General features: G+C 57.2%; 20 protein-coding genes and 2 pseudogenes. 21 read left to right on the top strand and 1 reads right to left on the bottom strand.

Translation table 11 applies throughout. The features are described 5' to 3' along the window. Positions 1-249 precede the first annotated feature (249 nt). The 13 genes and pseudogenes from B0684_RS13800 to B0684_RS13790 all read left to right on the top strand — a co-directional run. A pseudogene (locus B0684_RS13800) lies at positions 250-348 on the top strand (NAD-dependent epimerase/dehydratase family protein); the annotation flags it as partial. A gap of 32 nt (positions 349-380) precedes the next feature. Further along, entirely contained in the window at positions 381-1,817 is a 1,437-nt protein-coding gene (locus tag B0684_RS12985; RefSeq protein ID WP_018650298.1) for a mannose-1-phosphate guanylyltransferase/mannose-6-phosphate isomerase, read from the top strand. A 6-nt stretch (positions 1,818-1,823) separates the two neighbouring features. Next, the gene (locus tag B0684_RS12980) at positions 1,824-3,164 is read left to right on the top strand and encodes a flippase (RefSeq protein WP_018650297.1); all 1,341 of its coding nucleotides are present in this window, start codon (positions 1,824-1,826) and stop codon (positions 3,162-3,164) included. A 7-nt stretch (positions 3,165-3,171) separates the two neighbouring features. Further along, the gene (locus B0684_RS12975; RefSeq protein ID WP_158077144.1) at positions 3,172-4,392 is read left to right on the top strand and encodes a CapA family protein; all 1,221 of its coding nucleotides are present in this window, start codon (positions 3,172-3,174) and stop codon (positions 4,390-4,392) included. Beyond that, on the top strand, positions 4,374-5,801 hold the full coding sequence (locus tag B0684_RS13795) for an asparagine synthase-related protein (RefSeq protein ID WP_143592473.1): 1,428 nt from the start codon (positions 4,374-4,376) through the stop codon (positions 5,799-5,801). Before B0684_RS12975 ends, B0684_RS13795 begins: the two co-directional genes overlap by 19 nt. Then, positions 5,798-6,736 carry a glycosyltransferase family protein gene (locus tag B0684_RS12970; protein WP_077277048.1) on the top strand — a complete coding sequence of 313 codons (939 nt, stop codon included), beginning with the start codon at positions 5,798-5,800 and terminating at the stop codon, positions 6,734-6,736. Before B0684_RS13795 ends, B0684_RS12970 begins: the two co-directional genes overlap by 4 nt. A gap of 20 nt (positions 6,737-6,756) precedes the next feature. After that, positions 6,757-7,674 (top strand): class I SAM-dependent methyltransferase, encoded by a 918-nt coding sequence (locus tag B0684_RS12965; RefSeq protein WP_077277047.1) that lies wholly within the window; start codon positions 6,757-6,759, stop codon positions 7,672-7,674. Between the two features lies 1 nt (position 7,675). Further along, on the top strand, positions 7,676-8,917 hold the full coding sequence (locus B0684_RS12960) for a glycosyltransferase family 4 protein (protein ID WP_026313068.1): 1,242 nt from the start codon (positions 7,676-7,678) through the stop codon (positions 8,915-8,917). Further along, positions 8,914-9,909: a UDP-glucose 4-epimerase GalE gene (galE, locus tag B0684_RS12955; RefSeq protein ID WP_018650292.1), complete on the top strand. Its 996-nt coding sequence runs from the start codon at positions 8,914-8,916 to the stop codon at positions 9,907-9,909. The genes B0684_RS12960 and galE overlap by 4 nt, the downstream gene beginning before the upstream one ends. 151 nt (positions 9,910-10,060) lie before the next feature. Next, complete coding sequence (locus B0684_RS12950; RefSeq protein ID WP_269844078.1) at positions 10,061-10,798, top strand: class I SAM-dependent methyltransferase; 738 nt, start codon at positions 10,061-10,063, stop codon at positions 10,796-10,798. Positions 10,799-10,930: 132 nt separating this feature from the next. Further along, positions 10,931-12,070 carry a GDP-mannose 4,6-dehydratase gene (gene gmd / locus B0684_RS12945; protein ID WP_018650291.1) on the top strand — a complete coding sequence of 380 codons (1,140 nt, stop codon included), beginning with the start codon at positions 10,931-10,933 and terminating at the stop codon, positions 12,068-12,070. A 2-nt stretch (positions 12,071-12,072) separates the two neighbouring features. After that, complete coding sequence (gene fcl / locus B0684_RS12940; protein ID WP_077277045.1) at positions 12,073-13,062, top strand: GDP-L-fucose synthase; 990 nt, start codon at positions 12,073-12,075, stop codon at positions 13,060-13,062. Positions 13,063-13,239: 177 nt separating this feature from the next. Continuing rightward, positions 13,240-14,397: an oligosaccharide repeat unit polymerase gene (locus tag B0684_RS13790; RefSeq protein WP_143592471.1), complete on the top strand. Its 1,158-nt coding sequence runs from the start codon at positions 13,240-13,242 to the stop codon at positions 14,395-14,397. A gap of 39 nt (positions 14,398-14,436) precedes the next feature. Here the strand turns inward: B0684_RS13790 and B0684_RS12935 are convergent, their stop codons facing one another. Continuing rightward, positions 14,437-14,691: a hypothetical protein gene (locus B0684_RS12935; RefSeq protein WP_143592470.1), complete on the bottom strand. Its 255-nt coding sequence runs from the start codon at positions 14,689-14,691 to the stop codon at positions 14,437-14,439. Between the two features lie 238 nt (positions 14,692-14,929). Between B0684_RS12935 and B0684_RS14105 the strand changes: the two are divergent. From B0684_RS14105 to B0684_RS12895, 8 genes and pseudogenes are all read left to right on the top strand, one after another. Beyond that, positions 14,930-15,856: pseudogene (locus tag B0684_RS14105) on the top strand (IS110 family RNA-guided transposase). 188 nt (positions 15,857-16,044) lie between these two features. Further along, a complete protein-coding gene (locus B0684_RS12925) occupies positions 16,045-16,821 on the top strand; it encodes a glycosyltransferase (protein WP_077277044.1) in 777 nt (258 codons plus the stop codon). A gap of 244 nt (positions 16,822-17,065) precedes the next feature. Beyond that, complete coding sequence (locus B0684_RS12920; protein WP_018650288.1) at positions 17,066-18,292, top strand: glycosyltransferase family 4 protein; 1,227 nt, start codon at positions 17,066-17,068, stop codon at positions 18,290-18,292. 12 nt (positions 18,293-18,304) lie between these two features. Continuing rightward, positions 18,305-18,643, top strand: coding sequence for a hypothetical protein (locus B0684_RS12915; protein WP_143592469.1), 339 nt, complete (start codon positions 18,305-18,307; stop codon positions 18,641-18,643). 377 nt (positions 18,644-19,020) lie between these two features. Then, entirely contained in the window at positions 19,021-19,881 is an 861-nt protein-coding gene (locus B0684_RS12910; protein WP_143592468.1) for a formyltransferase family protein, read from the top strand. A 15-nt stretch (positions 19,882-19,896) separates the two neighbouring features. Further along, a complete protein-coding gene (locus B0684_RS12905; RefSeq protein WP_026313066.1) occupies positions 19,897-20,505 on the top strand; it encodes a sugar transferase in 609 nt (202 codons plus the stop codon). A gap of 454 nt (positions 20,506-20,959) precedes the next feature. Then, positions 20,960-21,484: a DUF2335 domain-containing protein gene (locus B0684_RS12900; protein WP_018650284.1), complete on the top strand. Its 525-nt coding sequence runs from the start codon at positions 20,960-20,962 to the stop codon at positions 21,482-21,484. Positions 21,485-21,654: 170 nt separating this feature from the next. Further along, a complete protein-coding gene (locus B0684_RS12895; RefSeq protein ID WP_018650283.1) occupies positions 21,655-22,881 on the top strand; it encodes a DegT/DnrJ/EryC1/StrS family aminotransferase in 1,227 nt (408 codons plus the stop codon). The last annotated feature ends 201 nt before the right edge of the window (positions 22,882-23,082 follow it).

Here is a 23,082-nt window from a genome sequence, read left to right as displayed (position 1 = left end):
CCGCCTTGGCGGCGAAGCCCCCGCCAGAGCCGGCCGCGAGCCCTGGGCCAGCCCACATACCAACGACCCGTGCGGCACACCATCCCAGTCATCCCGGCCGCAGCGAAGCGAAGAGCCGGGATCTCCACCGGTGGGATTGCCTGGACGCGGGAGATCCCGGATAACCGCTCCGCGGTTTCCGGGATGGCGGAGGAGCGGGCCCGCCCGCAAACAACCCATCAATCAACACACACCAACACAAAGAACAGAATGAAAGTCCTCATAACCGGCTCGGCCGGCTTCTTCGGCAGCGCCCCGTGCCTGCGCCTGCTGGGGCGCGACGACGAGGTGATCGGCGTCGCCGAGCTGACGCGCATCATCGGCGATTTCATGGAGAACGCATGAGCAAGGACGCACCACCCAGCGCCATCCCGGTCAAGGCGGTCGTCCTCGCCGGCGGCAGCGGTACCCGTCTGTGGCCGCTCTCGCGGCTCCAACTGCCCAAGCAGTTCCTCAAGCTGGAAGGGGAGCGCACCCTGCTGGAAGAGACCATCCAGCGGCTGCACCCCCTCATCGGTGCTGACGACACCCTGGTCGTCACCGGCGCCGAGCACGCCACCGGCGAGGCGTACACCGCCCTGCAACCCTACGCCACCCTGCTGGAGCCGGTAGGCCGCAACACCGCCCCCGCCATCGCCCTGGCCGCCGCCTGGTTGCAACAGCAGGAGCGCGCCGCGGGCCGCGAGACGGACCCGGTGATGGTCGTGCTCCCGGCCGACCACGTCATTCGCCAGCCCGAGGCCTTCAGGGCCGCCCTGAGCCAGGCGGTGACCGCCGCCGAGGCGGGCCACCTGGTCACCTTCGGGATCACGCCGGACCGACCCGACACCGGCTTTGGCTACATCAAGGCCGCCGGCGACGAGGCCCCCCTGACAGTGGAACGCTTCACCGAGAAGCCGGACGCGGCCACGGCGGAACAGTTCCTGGCCGCGGGCGGCTACTACTGGAATGCCGGGATCTTCGTCTGGCGCACCAGCGTGATCCTCGACGAGGTGCGCCACCACCTCCCGGATGTCGCCGCCGTGCTGGACCGGATCATCGCCGAATGGGGCGACGCGGCCCCGGACCAGGCGGTCGTGGAGCGGCACTTCCCGGACATGCCCGACATCAGCATCGACTACGGCGTGCTGGAGAAGAGCCGCAACGTCGCCCTGGTGCCGTGCGACATCGGCTGGTCCGATGTCGGCAGCTGGGACGCAGTGCACGAGATCGCCCACCACGACGCCAACGGCAACGCCCTCCAGGGCGAAACCATCGCCATCGACTGCCACAACAGCCTCATCCACGGCAATCAGCGGCTCGTGGCCGCCGTCGGCGTGCGCGACCTCTGCGTGGTGGAGACCGCCGACGCCGTGCTGATCGCCCCCCGGGGCCAGACCCAGCGCGTGCGTGAGGTGGTCGAGACCCTAAAGGGGCGCAACGGCACCGAGCACATCCTCCACCGCACCGTGCAACGCCCCTGGGGCAGCTACACCGTGCTGGAGGAGCACGACGGCTACAAGATGAAGCGGATCACCGTGCATCCCGGCGCCAGCCTGAGCCTGCAGCGCCACCAGCACCGTTCCGAACACTGGATCGTGGTCGCCGGCACCGCCACCGTGGTACGCGGGGACGAAGAACTGACGGTGAGCAAGAACGAGAGCACCTACATCCCCATCGGCTTCAAGCATCGGCTGGAAAACCGCGGCCGCATTCCGCTCCAGCTTATCGAGGTGCAGGTAGGGGAATACCTGGAAGAGGACGACATCGAGCGCTTTGAAGATAACTATGGGCGCTGACCTCCGATGAGACTCATCCCGCAATTCGTCTACAAGCGAATTGAGCATCGGCCGAACCTGGTCAAGATCGTCGACAACGTCGGCTGGCTCTTCTTCGACAAGTTCCTGCGGATGGGCGTCGGACTGTTCGTGGGTGTGTGGATTGCACGCTACCTCGGTCCCGAACAGTTCGGTTTACTGAACTTCGCCCTGGCCTTTGCCGGGCTGTTTGGGGCTGTCGCGACGCTTGGCTTACGCGGCATTGTGGTCCGAGACATCGTGCGTGACCCTGATAGCGCCCGCCTGACGCTAGGCACAGCCGCACTACTCCAGCTCCTCGGCGGGCTGTTCAGCTTCCTCCTGATTCTTGGTGCCATTGCCTACCTCAGGCCGGATGATCCCTTTGCCCGCAGTATCGTTGCCATTCTGGGCGCGATGATGCTGTTCAAAGTGGGTGAGGTGGCCGAGTACTGGTTCGAATCGCAAGTTCAGTCCAAGTACACGGTATGGGTGAAGAACAGCGTGTTCCTGGTGTTTGCGGGGATCAAGGTTGTACTGATCCTGCAGCAGGCTCCACTAGCCGCCTTCGTCTGGGCCATGCTAGCCGAAGCTGCCATAGCAGCCGTTATCCTGCTTATCGTGATGGGCTTGCGTGGGCCGAGTTTGGCAAGGCTGCAAGCCAGCTTCCAACGCGGAAAATCGTTGTTACAGGATAGTTGGCCGCTGATCCTCTCGGCTGTTGCGGTCACCGTCTACATGAAGATCGATCAGATCATGCTGGGGCAGATGGTCAATGACGAGGCCGTTGGGATCTATAGCGCGGCCGTGAAGATTAGTGAAGTCTGGTATTTCATCCCTGTAGCCATAGTTGCATCTGTCTTCCCAAGCCTTCTTGAAACAAAAAAAACAAGCGAGAGTATGTATTATGCGCGAGTGCAAAAGCTATATGACTTGATGACATTTATCGCGCTATGTGTCGCATTACCGATGACAGTCCTGTCGAAGCCAATGATAGAATTATTATATGGAATGGAGTACGTCGCATCTGGGGCGGTGCTGGCGATACACGTATGGGGCGGATTATTTGTCGCTATGGGTGCTGCGCGAGGGAAGTGGTTGATTGCAGAGGGTCTTCAATACATGACCTACTGGTACGTTGGTATGGGGATGGTGGTGAATATTGTAGGAAATTATTTGCTTATACCATCTTATGGGGTGATAGGGGCTGCGTTAGTGACGCTGTTTTCCCAAGCGGTGGTAGCAATAGCGGCGCCCGCTCTATATTCAAAAACAAGAATATCAACTAAGATGCTATTGATGAGTCTGCATCCGTGGAAGTGGTATCAACTGGTAAAGAATGGGATATAGTGGTGACATGTCAGTCGTGAAAAAAAGGGGCACTATCAAGCTGGCGGGTGACTGGGCTCCTGGTGAAAAAAAAGTAATGCAGTTGCCATTCTCGGGAAAGTTGATTATTAATCTGGAAGGGCCCGTAATAAAAAATGACAACTTGAAAGGTTGTGCTTTAAATAAAGCCGGTCCCTTGCTCAGTAATAAAGCGCTACCGAGATCTAGGGAGGGTGGGGTTCTTGTTTTGTCTAACAATCACTTTTTTGATTATGGAGAGGCGGGTCGCCAAGAAACGTGTGAGGCAATTCAGCAGTCTGAGTGGGAGTCAGTAGGAGCGGGCTCATCACAGCGTGATGCACAGCAGCCACTTCGTTACGAATGTGACGGGTTTGTGCTTGGCATAATAAGTTATTGTGAGAGACAGTTCGGTGTTTCAAAAGGCTCTCAACCGGGAGTTGCAGGGTATGACCCGTCTATTTTTTATAAGCTAAGAAAAATAAAAGAAGAATGTGACCTGGTGATTGTGTCAGTGCATGCTGCGGCTGAGCTCGTTCCATGGCCTTCGCCTGAAAGACAAGATGCTTGGCGCGCTCTTATCGATGCCGGTGCGGATATTGTACACGGGCATCACGCCCACGTTCCGCAAGGATGGGAAGAATATAACGGCGGTTGGATTTTCTATGGTTTGGGAAATTTCTGCGTCGATCCGAATAAATGGAGATGGCACCCAAACGGTCTGTGGTCTCTGGCACCTGAAATAGCTTTTGAAGATAACCAGATGATAGTAGATGTTAAAACTGTGGTGATTGACGAAATTGATGGCGGTATTTCGCTGCGTGACGCAAGTGAAAGCGAAGCTGATGAACATGGGAAATACCTGCATGACTGCACCTATCCTTTGCGCGATCGAGAATTGTTAGAAGGAATATGGCAGGAAGCATCCTTGCGACTGTACCACTCCTATTACGCGGGTTGGCTGGATTTCGATGTTCCCTTGCACAAGCAGCTATTGCGCGCATCGAAAAGAAAAGCCTCCCAGCTCAAGAATCGTTTTTTCAGAAAGTATGATCTGAATGCCTGTGAGAGACGAGGTAAGAAAAAGAATCTTCTTCGCTACCATCTTTTTGCTTGCGATAGCCACAATCAAGCGATCTCGACTGCTTTGGGGGTGTTGGGGGGCGAGATAAAAGACCTTCGTACATCAGAAGCCTTGAATCTAATTGATAAGTGGATGATAACCAGATGATGGGGCGTCAGGTGTCAGGATCTTACGGTGGCTCTTATGTTTTGCATCAGTCTGACTGGCTAGCATCTCAGCCGTTTTTTTTTAGTAGTGAGTCTTCTGTTGCAAGCACTAACTTCAATGAGGTCGTTTCAGCATTAAGCGACGTGTCGTTTAATGCTGAAGGGAGCTACAACTACCTAGACTACGGATATAGTGTTTTCGGGCAAACACCAATTGACGGGGTCAGGTTCTTGCCACCCGCTTCACGGGCTGTAATGAAGCCTAATGGCGTACTACATGTAGAGGATGTCGCCGATCCATTGGAGCAATGGTGGGAGTACAAGCTTAGCGAAAGTGATATTGTCGATTTGATCAAGGAGAGAGTCCAATCATGGGAAAAGTCTCTGCCGACGGACCAAGAGATAGTTTTGCCGCTCAGTGGTGGTTTTGATTCTCGTCTATTGCTTTGGTGCCTGAGCAATACTAGTCGATTGCGGAGTTATACCTATGGTATATCACAGAAACAAAACGACTCAACTGAGGTTGTCCACGCTCGCGCACTGGCCAATCGATTTGACGTGCGGTGGGAAATGGTCAGCTTGGGCGAGTTCCACAAGTATTTTGATGAATGGGATGCTCTTTTCGGGGCTTCTACTCACGCGCATGGTATGTACCACTATGAGTTCTACACGAAAATTCGAGAGCGACTGAACGGAAGATATGCTTTTTTGAGTGGAATTATTGGAGACGCTTGGGCCGGAAGTGTAGCTAAGCAGACACTGGAAACACCAGGTGATTTGCTTAAGCTGGGATTAACTCATGGCTTACGAGCGGATCCGGAACGGTTGCGGTTGAGTGTTCCACATGATCTGCGGGAAAGCTTCTGGTATGAGAACAAAGAGAAACTCGGAGACTATCGCTACCAGGTGGTTACAACCATACGCATGAAAATCATGCTTATCTCATACTTGATGCGCGTGCCGAGAGAATTCGGATTTGAGCCTTGGAGTCCATACCTCGACATCGATGTCGCAATGGCTATGCTCAATCTACCGCCCGAAAGACGTCGGAATCGCCAGTGGCAGCGTGATTTCTTTTCCAAGGTTGGCCTCGATCTCGAGAGTCAGGGGCTGAAAAGTAATCGGAGTAATAGCCTGAACCTCTTGGCACTTAAGAAGGTCCCCGTCAAACCTTTGGATAGAGATATGCTTTCTACGGTGATCGATCGAGACTACATCGACTGGATCAACAAGACAGTAAAAGCTACAACGCTGGATCAGTTACGATCGCGAGTGCTTCGTGTTCCCAAGGTCGGTGGTGCCCTAAGGAGGTTTGGTGTTCGCGACAAGACGCTGGAAGCGTATCATGCCTATCTATGCCTTCGGCCACTTGAAAACGTGATCACCAAATATCCGAGCGCTTCGTTATGACAGACTCGCCCGTCGCCTACATTGCCTTCAACCGACCACAACACACCGAGAAGACCTTTGCGGTACTGCGTGAGCAGCGACCGTCGCAACTCTTCATCATTGCCGATGGTCCGCGTCCCGGGCACCCAACCGACGCAGAGCGCTGTGCGGCGGTGCGTGAAATCGTCGAGCAGGTCGACTGGCCGTGCGAGGTGCACCGTCATTATGCCGATTCGAACATGGGGCTGAAACAGCGTGTGAGCAGTGGCCTTGACTGGGTGTTCAGCCAGGTGGAGCGAGCCATCGTTCTCGAGGACGATTGTGTCGCGCATCCCGACTTCTTCCGGTTCTGCGATGCTCTGCTCGACAAGTATGCCGACGATGACCGCGTCTCGGTTATAACTGGAAACAATTTTCAAAATGGTCATTGGCGTGGGGATGGGTCGTATTACTTTTCCAAGTACAACCACTGCTGGGGCTGGGCCACATGGCGCCGTGAGTGGCTCAAATATGAAGGAAGCATACCCTTTTGGGATAAATGGAAGGTCTCTGAAGACTGGGCCCAAAAGACGCCAGATCGTGTCGAGCGCCGTTACTGGGGGCGCATTTTCGATGGCGTCAGGGCCGGAAAGTTTGATTCGTGGGCATACCCTTGGACAGCGAGCTTGTGGTATCGCGGTGGTTTGACGGCTACACCTAATGTAAACCTTGTCAGTAATATCGGGTTTGGCAAGGAGTCTACACATACCGGATCGAGGTCTAGTCCTGTTGCGGAGTTACCGACTAGTGAAATCGGCACTTTGTCACACCCCTCCGAGGTGGGCCAAGATTTAGTGGCGGACCAGCATGTGTTCGAATTCAATTTTGGTGGTCGGAATCAACGATTTCCAAAAAACTTGATTATTATCCCGCGTCGACTGGCTAGATGGTGTTTTCTTCGCCTTAAGTTGTCGTAGCTCAATAGTTCGAGGTGTTCATGAGATCTTTGTTAAGTAACGATAATAATACGAGTCTTATTTCTGTTTTGTCGCCTGCCGAAATCTCTGAAAAATGGAGTGCCTCATTGGGGGTGGATGTGGGTGATGATTTCAGAGCGTTGGAGAAGATCGAGTATTGGCAATGTGATACTACCGGGCTTCATTGGTATAGTCCGGAGGGTGCGGCAGGCGACGAGCATCTCTATGCTCAGCTTCAGAAGTTCGAATGGTACTATGATTCCGATAAATGGGAGTTTGACGCGGCCCTTTCGTTAATTCCCCGAGAGTCACGTATTCTCGAGGTGGGTGTGGGAGTCGGTCATTTCATGGGTAAGGCTAAACGCAATGGGCACCATGTCTCCGGCGTCGAACTTAACACGAAAGCAGCAGAGTACGTGCGTGAGCAGGGGTTTGAGGTGTTTGAGCGCGACTTGAATGAACTGGGCTCTCACAATAGTGAGCCTTTTGATGTTGTTTGCTCCTTTCAGGTGCTTGAGCATGTATCTGATCCACGATCTTTTATAGAAGGGATGATTGGAGTTCTTAAACCAGGTGGCAAGATTATTCTTTCTGTGCCAAATGCTGCAGTCATGCGTCGGATTGATCCTGAGAATGAGGATCTTCTTAACAAGCCGCCCCATCATGTTACTCATTGGGATGAAGATGTCTTTCGTTCGCTGGAAGGAATTTTTCCTTTGAAAGTGCGTTCGGTACACCGTGAACCGTTGGCACGCTATCATGTAAAATGGTTCGTCAGCTCTTATTTTCGCAAGCTTTTGCCTTTTGGCGGCAAACGACTTCGACGGTACATGGTGAATCGCTACACCACTTTCCCTTTTCAATGGATATTGTATGCCGGTTTGAGGAAGTGGATTCCAGGTCATACCATCCTTGTTGAGTTAGAAATGTCTCGTTGAGATGCGAACTATAATACTCAATCACTCGGACCTGACGGGTGGCGCGGCCCGGGCGGCGTACCGAATCCACAAGAATCTGCGACTACAGGGCGTTGATTCTCGAATGGCGGTTAATAAGGCCGTCGCCGGTGATTGGTCGGTTGATGGACCTGAAAGCGTCAGGGCGAAGGTGCTGGCAATGCTCAGGGGCCCTATCGGTAACCTTTCCAGGCGCACACTCCAGACAGAGAACCCTATTGTCCATTCCCCGGCAATTTTGCCGTCCAGCTGGCGCCGACGCCTCAACACCAGCGATGCAGACGTGATCCATATGCACTGGGTCGCCGGTGAAATGCTCTCAATCAAGGACATCGGCCACATCCGCAAGCCAGTGGTCTGGACTCTGCACGACATGTGGGCCTTCTGTGGCGCCGAGCATTACACCGAAGATCACCGCTGGCGCGACGGCTATCACCGGCACAATCGGCCGGCCCATGAATCCGGTTTCGACCTCAACCGCTGGACCTGGAAGCGCAAGCGCAAGCATTGGCAACGACCCATGCACATTGTCACGCCCAGTCGCTGGCTTGCGGACTGCGCCCGTGAGAGCCAGCTGATGCAAGACTGGCCGGTCTCCGTGGTTCCCAACGTGATCAATACCGACGTGTGGCGCCCGGTTGATCAGCGGATGGCTCGTGACTTGCTTGGGCTCCCGCAGGATGTGCCCCTGCTACTTTTCGGTGCCATGGGTGGTAGTCGTGACCCACGCAAGGGTTTTGATCTGCTTCTGGAAGCCTTGTCTCATCTGCGAGGTGAGGTCGAAGGACTCGAGCTGGTTGTCTTTGGTCAACTGTCACCCCGTGAACCGCCCGATCTGGGTTTCCCGATCCACTACACGGGCCATCTGCATGATGATGTGAGCCTGCGGGTTCTCTACAGTGCGGCGGATCTCCTCGCTATCCCTTCACGCCAGGACAACCTCCCGAACACTGGTGTCGAGTCGCTGGCGTGCGGGACACCTGTTATCGCTTTCGATACTTGTGGGCTCCCGGATATTGTCAGTCACCGTGAGAACGGCTATTTGGCCAAGGCCTTCGATGCGGCCGATTTTGCCGAGGGGGTACGCTGGGTGATGCAGCACAAGCCCGCTGATACGTTGCGCCTGGCGGCTCGCCAGAGCGCCGTGGATTGCTTTTCCCCCGGCGTGGTGGTGCCGCAATATCTGGAAGTGTATCGGCAGGCGATCGAGATGCAGGGCTCATGAATACTGGGGTGGTCCTGGTGGTCGGAGGGGCTGGCTACATCGGCTCCCACATGGTCAAGTACCTGCGGGAGGCGGGGCGCGAGGTGGTCGTGCTGGACAACCTGTCATCGGGCTACCGGGATGCGGTGGCCGGGGTGCCCCTGGTCGAGGGCGACATGGGAGACCGCGCCGTGCTGGATGTGCTCTTCCAACGCTACGCCGTGGACGCCGTCATGCACTTCGCGGGCTATATCGAAGTCGGTGAATCGGTTCGCGACCCCGGCAAGTACTACCGCAACAATGTCTCCCATACCTTGGAGCTGCTGGACGCGATGGTCCGCCACGGTGTCGACAAGCTGATCTTCTCGTCGACAGCGGCCGTTTACGGCGAGCCGTGCTACAAACCGATCGATGAGTCGCATCCGCGGGAGCCGATCAATCCTTACGGGCGCAGCAAACAGATGGTGGAGGCGATTCTGGCCGACTACGAGCGCGCCCATGGGTTGCGCTCGGTGAGCTTGCGTTACTTCAATGCCGCCGGTGCCGACCCGGAAGGTGAGCTGGCCGAGCGCCACGACCCGGAGACCCATCTGATACCCATCATCCTGGAGGCAGCGGCTGGAAAACGACCGCATATCGCTGTTTACGGCCGTGATTACCCTACGGCGGATGGGACTTGTGTGCGGGATTACGTCCACGTACAGGATCTTTGCCGGGCACACTTGCTGGCCCTCGAACATCTGCGGCAGGGCGCTGCAAGCGCGGCATTCAACCTGGGCAATGGCGGCGGGTTCTCGGTGCAGCAGGTTATCGACGTGGCACGAGAAGTGACGGGCCAGCCCATTGCCGTGGTGGACGAAGCGCGACGGGAAGGCGATCCGGCCGTGCTGGTGGCAGATGCCACGGCGGCACGGGAGGTTCTGGGTTGGCAGCCCGTGCATGATCGGCTGGAGCCGATCATCGAGCATGCCTGGAAGGCCGGGCAGGAAATATTGTATCAAGATTTTGAATAGGGATTGTTTGCCGGGTTGACGGCGTTAATATTGAATAATGATTTAATGGAGTTTTTCTGATGGCAGAAAAAAAGTTAATCTTGGGTGCGGTCCGGTATTTGTCGACTCGCCAGATTGGGTTAATTTGGATTTTTCAGCGCCATCTCCAGCTGTGCGAAACGCTAACTTGTTGGATCGGTTGCCTATGCAAGACCAGTCGGCAGATGTGTTGTACTCATCCCACTTCTTGGAGCACGTGCCGCGAACCTCTGTACCAAGCGTTCTTGAAGAGTGTTTCCGAATTCTAAATTCGGGCGGAAAAATAAGGTTGGTTCTGCCTGATCTTGAAAATATGGCGCGAGAGTATTTAAATAGACGTGACTCAGGTGATGAAGGCAAAGCGGACTTCGTGGTTATGGAGTTGATTGATCAATGTGTCCGTCGAGAATCTGGAGGTGAGTTAGGTCGCTTTTATCAGGCTCTTCGCGTCAGCCCGGATGGTGGTTCTTCTGAAATGATCGATTATGTGCGCGAACGGGTTGGGGATGATCTGCGTGCTGTGGGAAAGGGTAAGGGTTCGATGGGGCTAAGCAGTAAGCTTCGGCGGATTCCTTCTGTGTTGCCAAATCGTCTTCAGCGAGTATGGATCAAGCTTGTTTTGAAGGCTTTGCCAAAAGCGTTCCGAGCGCAAAATGTCAGCCTGGCACAGGTTGGAGAGCGCCATCACTGGGTATGGGATTTTCACCAGCTGAGTAGAGCGTTAGAAGAGGCAGGGTTTGTTGATATTCAGCGTCAATCAGCCGAAAGCAGTACAATCGGTGAATTTCCGTTTTATCCCCTTGACCTCAATGTAGATGGCTCTCCTCGCAAGGGAAATGAATCTATGTACGTAGAAGCAAGGAAGCCTTGATGCGTTATTCTAATTAATCAGAAATAAGTTATTATTGTATCAAAAGGTTTGGCCGCATTGTATACGAAGGCATTGGCTGGGTAAGACGCGGAAGAAGTGGGTTCTATTTCTAAAAAAGCCTTACTCTGAATCATGTGGCAGTTCATGGGGGTTGAGTTGAAAAAAGCACTTATCACCGGAATAACTGGCCAAGATGGAAGTTACTTGGCCGAGTTCCTGCTTGCCAAAGGCTACGAAGTCCACGGCATCAAACGCCGCGCCTCGTCGTTCAACACCGAGCGAGTGGATCACATCTATCAGGACCCCCATGTCGAGCACCAGAACTTCGTTCTCCACTATGGCGACTTGACCGACACCTCCAACCTCACCCGGATTCTGCAGCAAGTCCAGCCGGACGAGGTCTACAACCTGGCGGCCCAGAGCCACGTGGCGGTGAGTTTCGAGTCACCGGAGTACACCGCCGATGTCGATGGCCTGGGTACGCTGCGTCTGCTGGAGGCGATCCGGATCCTCGGACTGGAGAAGACGACCCGCTTCTACCAGGCCTCGACCTCGGAGCTTTACGGACTGGTGCAGGAGGTCCCCCAACGCGAGACCACGCCGTTCTACCCGCGCAGTCCCTACGCCGCCGCCAAGCTCTACGCTTACTGGATCACCGTCAACTACCGCGAGGCGTACGGTATGTACGCCTGCAACGGCATCCTCTTCAATCACGAATCGCCGCGCCGGGGTGAGACCTTCGTCACCCGCAAGGTGAGCCGCGGCCTCTCGCACATCGCTTTGGGGCTCGACCAGTGCCTCTACATGGGCAACCTCGATGCCCTGCGCGACTGGGGCCACGCCCTCGATTACGTGCGCATGCAGTGGATGATGCTGCAACAGGACGCGCCGGAGGATTTCGTCATCGCCACCGGGGTGCAGGTCTCCGTGCGTGACTTTATCCACAAGGCGGCCTGGGAACTCGGCATCACCCTGCGCTTCGAGGGCGAGGGTGTCGAGGAGCGCGGCATTGTCGATGCGGTGGAGGGTGACCACGCCCCGAAGGTCTCGGTGGGTGACGTGGTGGTGCGGGTCGACCCGCGCTACTTCCGCCCCACCGAGGTGGAGACGTTGCTGGGCGATCCCACCTATGCGCGTGAGCGCCTGGGCTGGGAGCCGGCCATCACCCTGGATGAGATGATCACCGAGATGGTCGCCCACGACTATGAACAGGCGCGCCGCCATGCCCTGCTCAAGGAGCACGGCTTCGCCGTCAATCTGGAGAGAGAGTGATCATGGGCAACGAGGCACGCATCTTTGTGGCGGGCCACCAGGGGATGGTCGGCTCCGGCCTGATCCGTCGCCTGCGTGACGTCGGCTACACCAACATCATCACCCGGACCCGCGCCGAGCTGGACCTGACCCGCCAGGCCGATGTCGAGGCCTTCTTCGCGGACAACGCCATCGACCAGGTCTACCTGGCCGCCGCGAAGGTGGGGGGCATCCACGCCAACAACACCTACCCGGCCGACTTTATCCACGACAACCTGGTGATCGAGACCAACGTGATCCATGCCGCCTTCAAGGCCGGCGTGCGTAAGCTGCTCTTCCTCGGCTCCTCCTGCATCTACCCGCGCGAAGCCCCGCAGCCCATGGCCGAGGAGGCGCTGCTCACCGGCCCCTTGGAGCCCACCAACGAGCCCTACGCCATCGCCAAGATCGCCGGGATCAAGCTGTGCGAGAGCTACAACCGCCAGCACGGCACCGACTACCGCAGTGTGATGCCCACCAACCTCTATGGTCCCCACGACAACTTCCACCCCGAGAACAGTCATGTCATCCCGGCGCTGATCCGCCGCTTCCACGAGGCGAAGGAGCGTGGTGACGACGAGGTGGTGATCTGGGGCAGTGGCGAGCCGCGCCGAGAATTCCTGCACGTGGACGACATGGCGGCGGCCTGTGTGCATGTGATGGAGTTGCCGGCTGATACCTACGAAGCCCATACCACACCGATGTGCTCGCATATCAACGTGGGGATGGGGAAGGACTGCACGATCCGGGAGCTGGCGGAGACCATTGCGCGGGTCACCGGGTTCGAGGGGGCGTTGCGGTTTGATACCAGTCGGCCAGATGGGGCACCGAGGAAGTTGCTGGATGTGATGCGCATCGCCGAGATGGGCTGGTGGCCCCAATTAGCACTTAAGGATGGCGTACAAAATACATACCTCTGGTATGTGGCGAACGCTGTGCGAGATGAAAGGCCACGCAGAGGCGACCAGTTTTGATCGTGACATTCTCGCGGCCCCAGGGTAATCGCGTTCTGTCCCACACCTAGTGCCGCCCGATTATCAGCTGGTGCGAAGCAAGGTGCTTTACGAAAACTTGTAGCCCCGATGGGACGTGGACAGTCGTCTCGGAATTGGCTGCACAATCTTAGCCTATTGTGTGTCTGGGTGCTTCCGATGAATATCGTCTATTCAAAAAGCCTAATTATGGGTGCCATGATCTCGATACCCTGGCTATTAATGGCTAGTGGTGGCATCGTTCACCTGCAGTCGTTGGCGCTTTTCCTTTTGGGGATGTTGCTGTCCTGTGCCATTTTTATCTACTCGTTTGTTATTTCCGGAAAAACGCATAATGTGGCCGATAAGGTTCTAGTTCCCGAGAAGTTGAATTTGGTGTTTTTGATTCTTTTTGCCATTCTTTTATCAAAAACTTCAATGATTCTGGCGGATTCTGGTTTCAATCCGCAGCATGCCCGAAATGTATATTTTTCCGATATGAGTGTTTGGGGGAGTGTATATGTTCGGATGGTTTTTGCCTTTGTTGTTGTTCCGTTCTATTTTTTGTTTCTCTTGTCAAAAAAGACAATCAAGCCACTAGATTATCTAACTCTTGGTGTTTTCTTGCTAGCTAACCTGAGCGTAGGTTCGCGTTTTGTTGTATACCACATAGCGCTTATATTTATTCTCCGAAGTTTAGTTGGTGGGGGTGACGCGCGCCAAATGTTCAGGGTGTTTTTTTGGGCGCTTATCTTGTTATCTATTGGGTTGTTGATGGGCTTTGCTCGTTCTTACATGTCTTATGATCTTTCACCGCTCTCCGCAATCGGGCGAAGTTTCACGTCTCTTTATAACTACCACTCCATTCAATTCGGCGTTTTTTCTTTTTACCCCGACTCTCCTTCCGTCTACGGCCCCCTTACGGGACTATTGACACCGTTTTACACCCTTGCTGGCGGCGGATCTCCCGAAAGCAATGCTCTAACGTTTTTGCATGGGGTAGAGTTCTCTGACAACAACTACAATGCGTTTGGAACCTCGGCGTTCTATTTTGGAAGCTTTGGGTATGTGGGGTTTGTTGCATTTTTCTTCTCCTATGCGATTGTGTCTTTTTTTCTTTATTATTACGTGCCTTATGTGTATCGTGTTTACCTTGTAAGGTTCTTGTTGTTTAGTTTGTATTTTTCAGCTTTCACGCCGCAGGCTTTCGGTTTTGGCTGGTGGCTTGTTATTTTTTATTTTGCATTTGTCTCGACATTGTATAATGCTACAAGGCGGTTCGCGCAAAGGGGACGCGGATTTATTCCGACGCCGCTCCCGCCTGGCGGGCGGGTTTGAGGTGATAATGGGTTTCTCGTCATTCTGAGTGGAATCCCGTCAGTTTCTGAGCCCCCAATGCCAGGCTACCCGGGGCAAATCGAGAGCATCGCGCATATCCGGCAGTGGTACAGTGCTTGTGTTGACTGGTACAACCTTCAGCACCACCACAGCGGGTTGGCTGGCTTCACGCCAGAGCAGGTCTTCAACGGCCGTTATCGCGCTATCGCGGAAGTTTGCCAGCAAGCCCTTGATGAAAGCGTCGAGGCGCATTACGAGCGCTTCACGCGCGTAGGTGGGGATGCCGCCAGCCACTGCCACTGTCCCGATCAATCCGCCACAGCTCGATGACGACGACCTGGCACCCTTGTGTCTGCGGTTCACGGATCGCGACGATGAACCGTACCGGGCTCTGGGCAACCCGGCTGTACCCTGAGGTTACAAACCTGTGCCGCAGATGGGCCCCCGAGTCCTTCTTATCTCGAAGTTTGAACGGGATCCAAGCCCCCCGTGAGGGACGGGTGAGGCTGTACGGACAAGGCGAGAGGACGAGATGCATATCGGCATTGATGTCAGCAAGAACAAGCTCGACTGCATGTGGGTTCGGGACCTGGAGGCGGGCAAGGTCAAGCCCAAGGTGTTCGCGAACTGCCGGGACCAGTACCCGGAGCTGCTGCACTGGCTCAAGCGCAACACCGGCGAGTCGCCCGAGGCACTGCACGTGTACCTGGAGGCCACCAGCATCTATCACGAAACCCTGGCGTACAGGCTGCATGAGCAGGGCGTTCGCGTCTATGTATTGAACCCGGCCCAGGTGCGCTTCCATGCCCAGGGCATGGGGGTACGCAACAAGACCGACCGCAAGGGCAGCATGATGCTGGCTCGTTATGCCATCGAACGCGCGCCACGGCCGTGGCAACCCGAACCGCCGGAGATGCGCGAGCTCAAGCGCCTGCTCAGCCGGTTGGAGGCGCTCGAACAGGACATCCGGCGCGAAGAGAACTGCCAGGAGAATGGGCGCAGTTCAGCGAGGACACCCTGGCCCAGGCGTCGATCGACAACGTTCTGCAAGCCCTACGCGAGGAACACCGCCGGTTACAGCAGCAGATCGATGATCACTTCGACGCGCACGACCACCTGAAGCGGGACCGACCTTGCTGGAGAGCGTCCCCGGGGTCCGCTGGGTGTTGTCCGCCTCCATGACGGCGGCGCTGCGCAGCCGCGCGTTCACCAGTGCCCGGCAGGTGGCGGCGTTCCATGGGCTGGTGCCGGTCCAACAGGAGTCCGGGACCTCGATCCAGCGGCGCCCGCGGCTGGCACAGGCCGGCTCGGGCCGGCTGCGCAAGACGCTCTACATGGCCGCCGTGGTGGCCACCCGCTACAACCCGGCGATGCGGCACCAGCGGGGTCGGCCATGCGCAAGCTCCTGCACATCGCCTTCGGCGTGCTCAAGTTGCAAACCCCTACCACCGCCTCCTGAGGCGGGGCAAGGCCAAGATAGCCGCCATGTATCAACCCCGTAATGACACGCCTTGCACCTTATGGGGCAAGACGGTATCTACAACGTGGTGAACTTCCGGCGTTGTCGGCGGCAAGCGATACCGCCGCGAGGTCGACACTAACAATTAAAGAACTGTCTTAATCCGGTGGACAGGTTTTGGGGGCGAGATGAACAAGGTTTCCGTGGTGACGATCAATTTTAATAATGCGTCGGGTTTGAGGGAGACAATTGCCTCCGTAAGTGACCAGGTGCGGATGGGCGCCGACCTAGAGCATGTGATAGTAGACGGTCAGTCCTCGGATGGCTTTTGGGAGGTGGTTAACTCGATTGATTATGAAAATGTGGTAGTAGTGAGTGAGCCGGATCGCGGTATATACGACGCCATGAATAAAGGGGCATCCCTCGCAAGTGGGGATTCAGTCATTTACTTAAATTCGGGTGATTGCTTTTATCCCTTGTTTAATCTTTGTAAGTTCCAGGAAGAACACGACCTGTCGAATGAGATTGTTGGTTGTTATACGGTTCAGCTGAGCGGCCGTGATGCTTATATTCGACCGTCAGTAAGGAAAACGAGGTTTGGCCCCCGTGATTTGGGTCACCAAGGTATATTTTGTCCTAGAGGCATTCTTTTGCAGAGCCCTTTTGATCTTAATTACCCAGTATCTTCAGACAGCGTCTGGAAGCATAGAGTTATGAGTGAAAGGGCATGGAAGATGGCTCATTGTGTTTCCTCTGTTTTTGCATTGGGTGGTGTTTCGAATTCGTTTTCCCTTTCGGATTCGGTGAAAATAATAAAGCAGCCCGGTTCGATTAAGCTCAAAGCTAAGCTTTCTTTGAAAGCGCTTCTGGGGTTGTTTGTAAGAAGGGAAGTTCTTTACAGGATCTTTTATTTTAATAAGTATACTAGGATAAAAAAAGAGGTCTATGAGTTTCTTTTGAAGTGAGTGGTTTGAGCTTCCCGGGGGGCTATCGGTCAACCTGAAGCGCGGGAGTGCGTGCAGGCCTTCCCCCCGCTGTCAGACTAGTTGTCGCCTCTTTGTTGTATCCTCTTAAGTTCAGAGGGGGTTAAGGAGACGACGAGTCACGCCGCGGAACACGTCGTGCGGGCGATTGGTAGCGCACTTACCGCGAAGGACCGCTAACCCACAGACGGCCGCCAAAGTAACCATCCGACAGGATCCAGCCTGAATGCGCATCACCTACCTGCACCAGTATTTCAACACTCCGGAGATGTCCGGCGGCACACGCTCGTACGAGATGGCCCGGCGCTTGGTGGCCATGGGCCACGAAGTGAACATGGTCACCTCGTGGCGGGAGGAAGGCGGCGAGCGTGACTGGTACGAAACGGAGGAGGCGGGCATTCGGGTGCATTGGCTGCCGGTGCCGTATTCCAACCATATGGGCTATTCCGAGCGGATGCGTGCTTTTGTCCGCTTTGCCTGGCGGTCGGCGCGGAAAGCGGCCTCGATCCCGGCGGACGTGGTGTTTGCCACGAGCACGCCGTTGACGATCGCGTTGCCGGGCGCATATGCGGCGCGAAAGCAAAAGGTGCCCATGGTGTTTGAGGTGCGGGATCTCTGGCCCGAGCTGCCGATTGCTATGGGGGCGTTGCCCAATCCGTTGATGCGGTCGGGGGCGCGGTGGTTGGAACGGTTTGCGTACAGGCGCTCGAGCCGGATCGTGGCGCTTTCGCCTGGCATGAAAGGCGGGGTAGTGTCCTCCGGATATCCAGAAGCTAAGGTCGACGTGATCCCGAATAGCGCTGATTTGGGTCTCTTCGACCCGGACGCTGCGGACGGGGACGCGTTTCGTGAGAGTCACCCCGAGCTGGGTGAAGGTCCCTTGGTGGTTTATGCCGGCACGATGGGACGGATTAACGGCGTGGGGTACGTGCCCCGGATTGCCGCGGCTGCCATGGCAAATGGCTCGGACGTTCAGTTTGTCGTGGTTGGAGCGGGGCAGGAGGAGGAACGCGTTCGCCAGATTGCCGAGGATGCCGGAGTGTTGGGTAAGAACTTCCATATGTACCCGGCGCTTCCGAAGCGGGAAATGCCGAGTCTGCTTGCGGGCGCTGACCTGGCTCTCTCGTTGTTCGTGAACCTCGAGTCTATGTGGGCCAACTCGGCGAACAAGTTCTTTGATGCTTTGGCCTCGGGTACGCCCGTGGCGATCAACTATGGTGGCTGGCAGGCCGAGCTTCTGCGCGATACGGGGGCTGGGCTGGTGCTTCCCCCGGATGCTCCGCAAGAGGCGGCCGCGCGGTTGGAAGCGTTTTTGGCCGATCGTGAGGGGTTGCAGGGCGCCGGAGAGGCTTCCCGGGACCTGGCGCGGTCGCGGTTCAGCCGGGATGACCTTGCAGTGCAGCTTGAGCGCGTGCTCCAGGATGCAGTGGCGCCTGCCGGGAAGGGCGCTTGACAGAGGTTATGCGTGAAGACAGGCGGATCGGCCGCGCTGTGCCAGGTCGGTACCGTTAGCATGGAGCAGCTGGCGTACCGAGTGAAGCAGCGTTTTCCGGGGGTGTTTCGCTGGATCGAGGCGGGGGCCCGTGGAGTGACGGTGTTGCGTTACGGTCGGCAGATCCGGCGCGCCAGGGCCGACGCCGCGGTGCAGGGCACCGTGCGCGGGGAGGCGGCGGTGATGCGGCCGCTGGGGCTTGACGATCTGGACGCGCTGCACCGCTTTCTGGCGAACCAGCCGGAGGAGCAACTGCGATACTTTTGTTCGCACGGATTTGACCGGGCGGTGCTGGGGACGGGGCGTTCCTGAACTATGGCCTGTTTGTTGGCGATCGGCTCGCGGCGTATGCCCTGCTGAAGGTGGCACCCACCGGCTCGGCGTTCATTGGGTTGCTGGTGGGGCTAAACCATATTGGCCTTGCCCCGGGCAAGTTCATGGTCGATTACCCGTACAGGCAGGGCTCGAAGGCTTCCCTGCGGGCTCGCCCGACGATTAGCAGCAACAACCGGGCCTCGCTGGCGCTTAGCCTGAGACAATGCTGGCGATGGTGCGCTTGTCCGTTGGTGAGCTGGAGAGTTGGGTGGAGGCCGGTCTGCGGTTGATGAGCGAGCGCTTCAATCTGCGGAGCATTTACGAAGTCATTCTGGACGCGATGTGGGTCTAGCGAGGTGAGTGTGGAGTCTAACTTGAGTGTATTTGATCGTAGTATTCTTATTACAAATGGGAATCTTGGGTCGATGATTGCCTTGGCAGATTGGATGGCTAAGTACGGCCATACAGTAAGGAAGGTCTATGTTACTCATCGATTGCCAAGCACTAAGAACAATGTGAGCGGCTTTCTCTCTCTCGTAAAACACTCGGGACTTTCGTATTCTTGGTTCAAGTTGTGGCTGAACAAAGTTGCACCAATGGAGCTGCGGGCTCGACAGCTCCCGGGTTCGGTCCATGGTTTAATGAAAAGCCTTCACAAGGATATTTCGTTTTCATTTGTTGACGATTTGAAAAGACCTGAGGTTCTGGCGGATATGAGAGCTATTGAGCCGGAGCTCATCGTGTCGTTCAGTGCGACCCAACGTTTCTCTGATGACCTCATATCAATACCTTCGCATGGTGCAGTGAACGTTCACTATGGTGCCTTGCCGAGGTACGCTGGATTGTCACCTTATTATTGGCACCTTCACAATCGGGAGCCGAGTTTTGGTGTAACTCTTCATCGCATTGAATCGCGGCTTGACTCTGGAGGAGTGATCGAGCAAGCGGTTCGTGAAGTCGGGGCGGAAAGAACATGCTTAGGATTGATGTTGAAGATGGCTTCCGAAGTTTCGCCTTTGTTGTGCCGTCTGTTTTCCGGGGAGAGTGGTTTGGATCGACTCGATGAGCAAGATATTTCAAAAAGATCGTACTTCGGTCACCCAACAAGACATCAGGTTAGAGATTTCAAGAGAAACGGATTTTCTATGATGGATTCCTGTTCAAAAAAAGAGTTGTTTTCGGTTTCCCAGGATATTTCGGAAAAATTATGCTCTGCGCGCGCGTCCGGCGTGTGATGTGGTGATTGCTTGATGCGGGAGGGGTTGAGTAACGGGCAGGCCGCGCTGAAGCGCGGCTTTGACGTGTTTGGGGCGGCCGTGGGGCTGGGGCTGACGTTCTGGCTGATCGCGCTGGCGTGGCTGGCGGCGACGGTGGATACGCGCGCGAACGGGTTTTTTACCCAGCAGCGGGTGGGGCGCAACGGGCGGGTGTTCCGGGTGATCAAGATTCGCACCATGCGCGTGGGGACCGGGCTGGATACGACGGTGACGACCGGGCACGATCCGCGCATTACGCCGCTGGGGCGGTTATTTCGGCGGGCCAAGATCGACGAGTTGCCGCAGTTGATCAATGTGCTGTTGGGGCAGATGAGCTTTGTCGGGCCGCGGCCGGATGTGCCGGGGTATGCGGATGCGCTGGAGGGGGAGGATCGGGTGATCCTGACGGTGCGTCCGGGCATTACCGGGCCGGCCACGCTGAAATACCGCGACGAGGAGACGCTGCTGGCGGGGGTGGATGACCCGGAGTGCTACAACCGCGAGGTGATCTTTCCTGACAAGGTGCGGATCAACCGGGAGTACGTGCAGCAGTGGTCGTTGCGGAAGGATCTTGGGTATATCTGGCGTACGGTGTTCCGGTAGGGGCGTGGAGGCTTTGGGCGGTCGGTCTGGTTCGGCTCTGATCGCCCATGGGGCTGGGCTCCTACAGTGGTGTGGGTTCCGGACGTGTAGGAGTCGAGCCCTCTCGGCGATTGGGGCGTTTGGGCCGTACGGTCGGTGGTTGCCGGGTTTCGGGGATGGTTCAATGACGTGGGGACCGTGAATTTGTGCGCTTTGTGGTCGTGGTCCAAGATAAATGCGGGAACCGGCCGGGTGAAGCACGGAGGTGAGCAGGTGAAAGTAAGAAAGCGAGATGCCGGTAGGGTAGTCCTTGCGGCCGGTTCGGTGATGGAAGTGTGGCCGGCGCATGACTACTCGGCCTTTATGCCTTCCGGTTCGTTGCAGCAGCGAGTCGCCGGTCATTGGGTCAACGTTGGTGAACGGTTGCGTGAAGGGATCAATCGCGCGCAGTCCGACCAGGGAATGGAGAAGAACGATGAGCGAAAGGCCAACGGAGGGCCTGCCTGACAACGGGTCGGATACGGCCGATAGCCAAAGCGGTACATTCGAGGAGCTGGTGGGCCGGCTGGAAGGCGGTGCCCTGTCGCCGGAAGACCAGAGTCGGCTTGCGGGGCTTCTTGAAGCCCAACCTTCGGAGCTGGTGATGGCGGCGACGCGCCACGAGTCGTACAGCGGGCCGTTGCCGCACCCCGATCATCTGAATCGTTTCGATGTTGAGACCCGCCGCGCAATCGTGCAGATGGCGGTGGATGAGCAGGCGCATGCCCATCGAATGCGGGAACGCGGACTGGAAGGTGCCATTGCAAAGGATCGTCGGGGGCAGCGCTACGGTCTGGTGATTGCGGTTGCGGGTTTGGCGGCGGCGGTGGCGATTGCACCTTTCAGTGCCGTTGCGGCCGGTATCATCGGGACGCTCGACCTGTTCGGGATGGTGGCGCTGTTCGTGGCTCCGCGAATCCTGGAGCGAATGCGTTCCAGTGGTGCCCCTTCGGCCGAATAGGCCAAGAGCCTTTTCGGGTCTCTATCCCGTTTCTCTTGGGGGCGGCTTTCCAGGCCGGCCGATTCTCTTGCCGTGTTCCATTGGCCGCTTGAGCACGGCTTTTTCCAGGGCCTGCGCTTGATTGCGCCAGGCCCGTCGTCAGGCGGATCAATTTCGCGATCTAGGGTGGTGTGACGGTGGTAAAAAGTTTCTGGCCGCGGTTCGAGGACGACGAGCTGGAGGCCGTGCAGCGTGTGCTGCGTTCCGGCCGCGTGAACTACTGGAATGGTAGCGAGGGGCGTGAGTTCGAGCGCGAGTTCTCGGCATTTCATGCGGCGGCGTACGGGATTGCCGTGGCGAATGGCACGCTGGCGCTGGAGCTGGCGTTGATGGCGCTGGGTGTGGGCGAGGGGGACGAGGTGGTGGTGACGCCGCGGACGTTCCTGGCCTCGGCTTCGGCGATCGTGATGCGCGGGGCGCGGCCGGTGTTTGCGGAGGTGGACCGCGAGTCGGGCAACATCATGCCGGACACGGTGCGCGCCGTGCTGACGCCGCGCACGCGCGCGGTGATCGCCGTGCATCTGGCGGGCTGGCCGTGCGATATGCAGGGTCTGCGGGCGCTGGCGGACGAGCGGGGGCTGTTCCTGGTCGAGGATTGCGCCCAGGCGCACGGGGCGACGCTGGATGGCCAGCCGGTTGGATCGTTCGGGGATGCGGCGGCGTTTTCCTTTTGTACCGACAAGATCATGTCCACCGGTGGCGAGGGCGGCATGCTGCTGGTGCGGGACGAGGCGGTGTGGCGCCGGGCCTGGAGCTACAAGGACCACGGCAAGGCCTGGGATGCGGTGTACCACCGCGAGCATGCGGCAGGGTTTCGCTGGTTGCACGAGTCGTTCGGGACCAACTGGCGGCTGACGGAGATGCAGTCGGCCATTGGCCGCGCGCAGTTGCGCAAGCTGCCGTCGTGGCTGGCGCAGCGCAGCGCCAATGCTCGGGTACTGCTTGAGCGGTTGTCCGGGCTTCCGGGGCTGCGGGTTCCCGCGGCACCGGCGGGTGTGGGGCACGCCTGGTACAAGTTTTACGCCTATGTGGAACCGGCGCGCCTGGCGGACGGTTGGGATCGTGACGCGGTGGTGAAGGCCATACAGGCCCTTGGCGTGCCTTGCCTGCAGGGCAGCTGCAGCGAGGTGTATCTGGAGAAGGCCTTTGATGGCACGGACTACCGGCCGGCGCAGCGCCTGCCCATCGCGCGCGAGTTGGGGGAGACCAGTGCCATGTTCCTGGTGGATCACACGCTGAGCGAGGCGGATATGCATACCGTGGCGGATGCCGTGGTGGACGTGATGGGCCGTGCGACTGGCGTGGAAGGAGGAGCGGCTCAGGCCGGGGACATATCGCACAACTGTTCGGCGGGCTGAGTCTGCGGGCCTTGGTCGCTTCCGGGGCTGTCGTTCTCCTCGTGAGCCGCTTGGTCTGATCTGGAATCGGGCGGGCCGGGAGGCAGGCGGGTGCTTTCGCTGGATGAGGGGTTGAGGCGGGCTGTTGCGCCGTTACGGCGGTAGCGTTGGTGGTGTTCTGGCTTTGGCGGGGGCTTCGCGGCCAAGGCGGCTTGTATGTTT

This window comes from Thioalkalivibrio versutus, from assembly GCF_001999325.1.
GTDB lineage: Bacteria > Pseudomonadota > Gammaproteobacteria > Ectothiorhodospirales > Ectothiorhodospiraceae > Thioalkalivibrio > Thioalkalivibrio versutus.
Note: the sequence above shows the minus strand (reverse complement) of the source record. Positions and strands in the feature narration are given on the sequence as shown.

Coding starts and splice junctions, on each gene's coding strand:
- B0684_RS12920 (WP_018650288.1), top strand. CDS start 17,066: ATGCGCATCACCTACCTGCACCAGTATTTCAACACTCCGGAGATGTCC.
- B0684_RS12925 (WP_077277044.1), top strand. CDS start 16,045: ATGAACAAGGTTTCCGTGGTGACGATCAATTTTAATAATGCGTCGGGT.
- galE (WP_018650292.1), top strand. CDS start 8,914: ATGAATACTGGGGTGGTCCTGGTGGTCGGAGGGGCTGGCTACATCGGC.
- gmd (WP_018650291.1), top strand. CDS start 10,931: ATGTGGCAGTTCATGGGGGTTGAGTTGAAAAAAGCACTTATCACCGGA.
- B0684_RS12965 (WP_077277047.1), top strand. CDS start 6,757: ATGAGATCTTTGTTAAGTAACGATAATAATACGAGTCTTATTTCTGTT.
- fcl (WP_077277045.1), top strand. CDS start 12,073: ATGGGCAACGAGGCACGCATCTTTGTGGCGGGCCACCAGGGGATGGTC.
- B0684_RS12905 (WP_026313066.1), top strand. CDS start 19,897: ATGCGGGAGGGGTTGAGTAACGGGCAGGCCGCGCTGAAGCGCGGCTTT.
- B0684_RS12900 (WP_018650284.1), top strand. CDS start 20,960: ATGAGCGAAAGGCCAACGGAGGGCCTGCCTGACAACGGGTCGGATACG.
- B0684_RS12985 (WP_018650298.1), top strand. CDS start 381: ATGAGCAAGGACGCACCACCCAGCGCCATCCCGGTCAAGGCGGTCGTC.
- B0684_RS12960 (WP_026313068.1), top strand. CDS start 7,676: ATGCGAACTATAATACTCAATCACTCGGACCTGACGGGTGGCGCGGCC.
- B0684_RS13790 (WP_143592471.1), top strand. CDS start 13,240: ATGAATATCGTCTATTCAAAAAGCCTAATTATGGGTGCCATGATCTCG.
- B0684_RS12975 (WP_158077144.1), top strand. CDS start 3,172: ATGTCAGTCGTGAAAAAAAGGGGCACTATCAAGCTGGCGGGTGACTGG.
- B0684_RS12970 (WP_077277048.1), top strand. CDS start 5,798: ATGACAGACTCGCCCGTCGCCTACATTGCCTTCAACCGACCACAACAC.
- B0684_RS12980 (WP_018650297.1), top strand. CDS start 1,824: ATGAGACTCATCCCGCAATTCGTCTACAAGCGAATTGAGCATCGGCCG.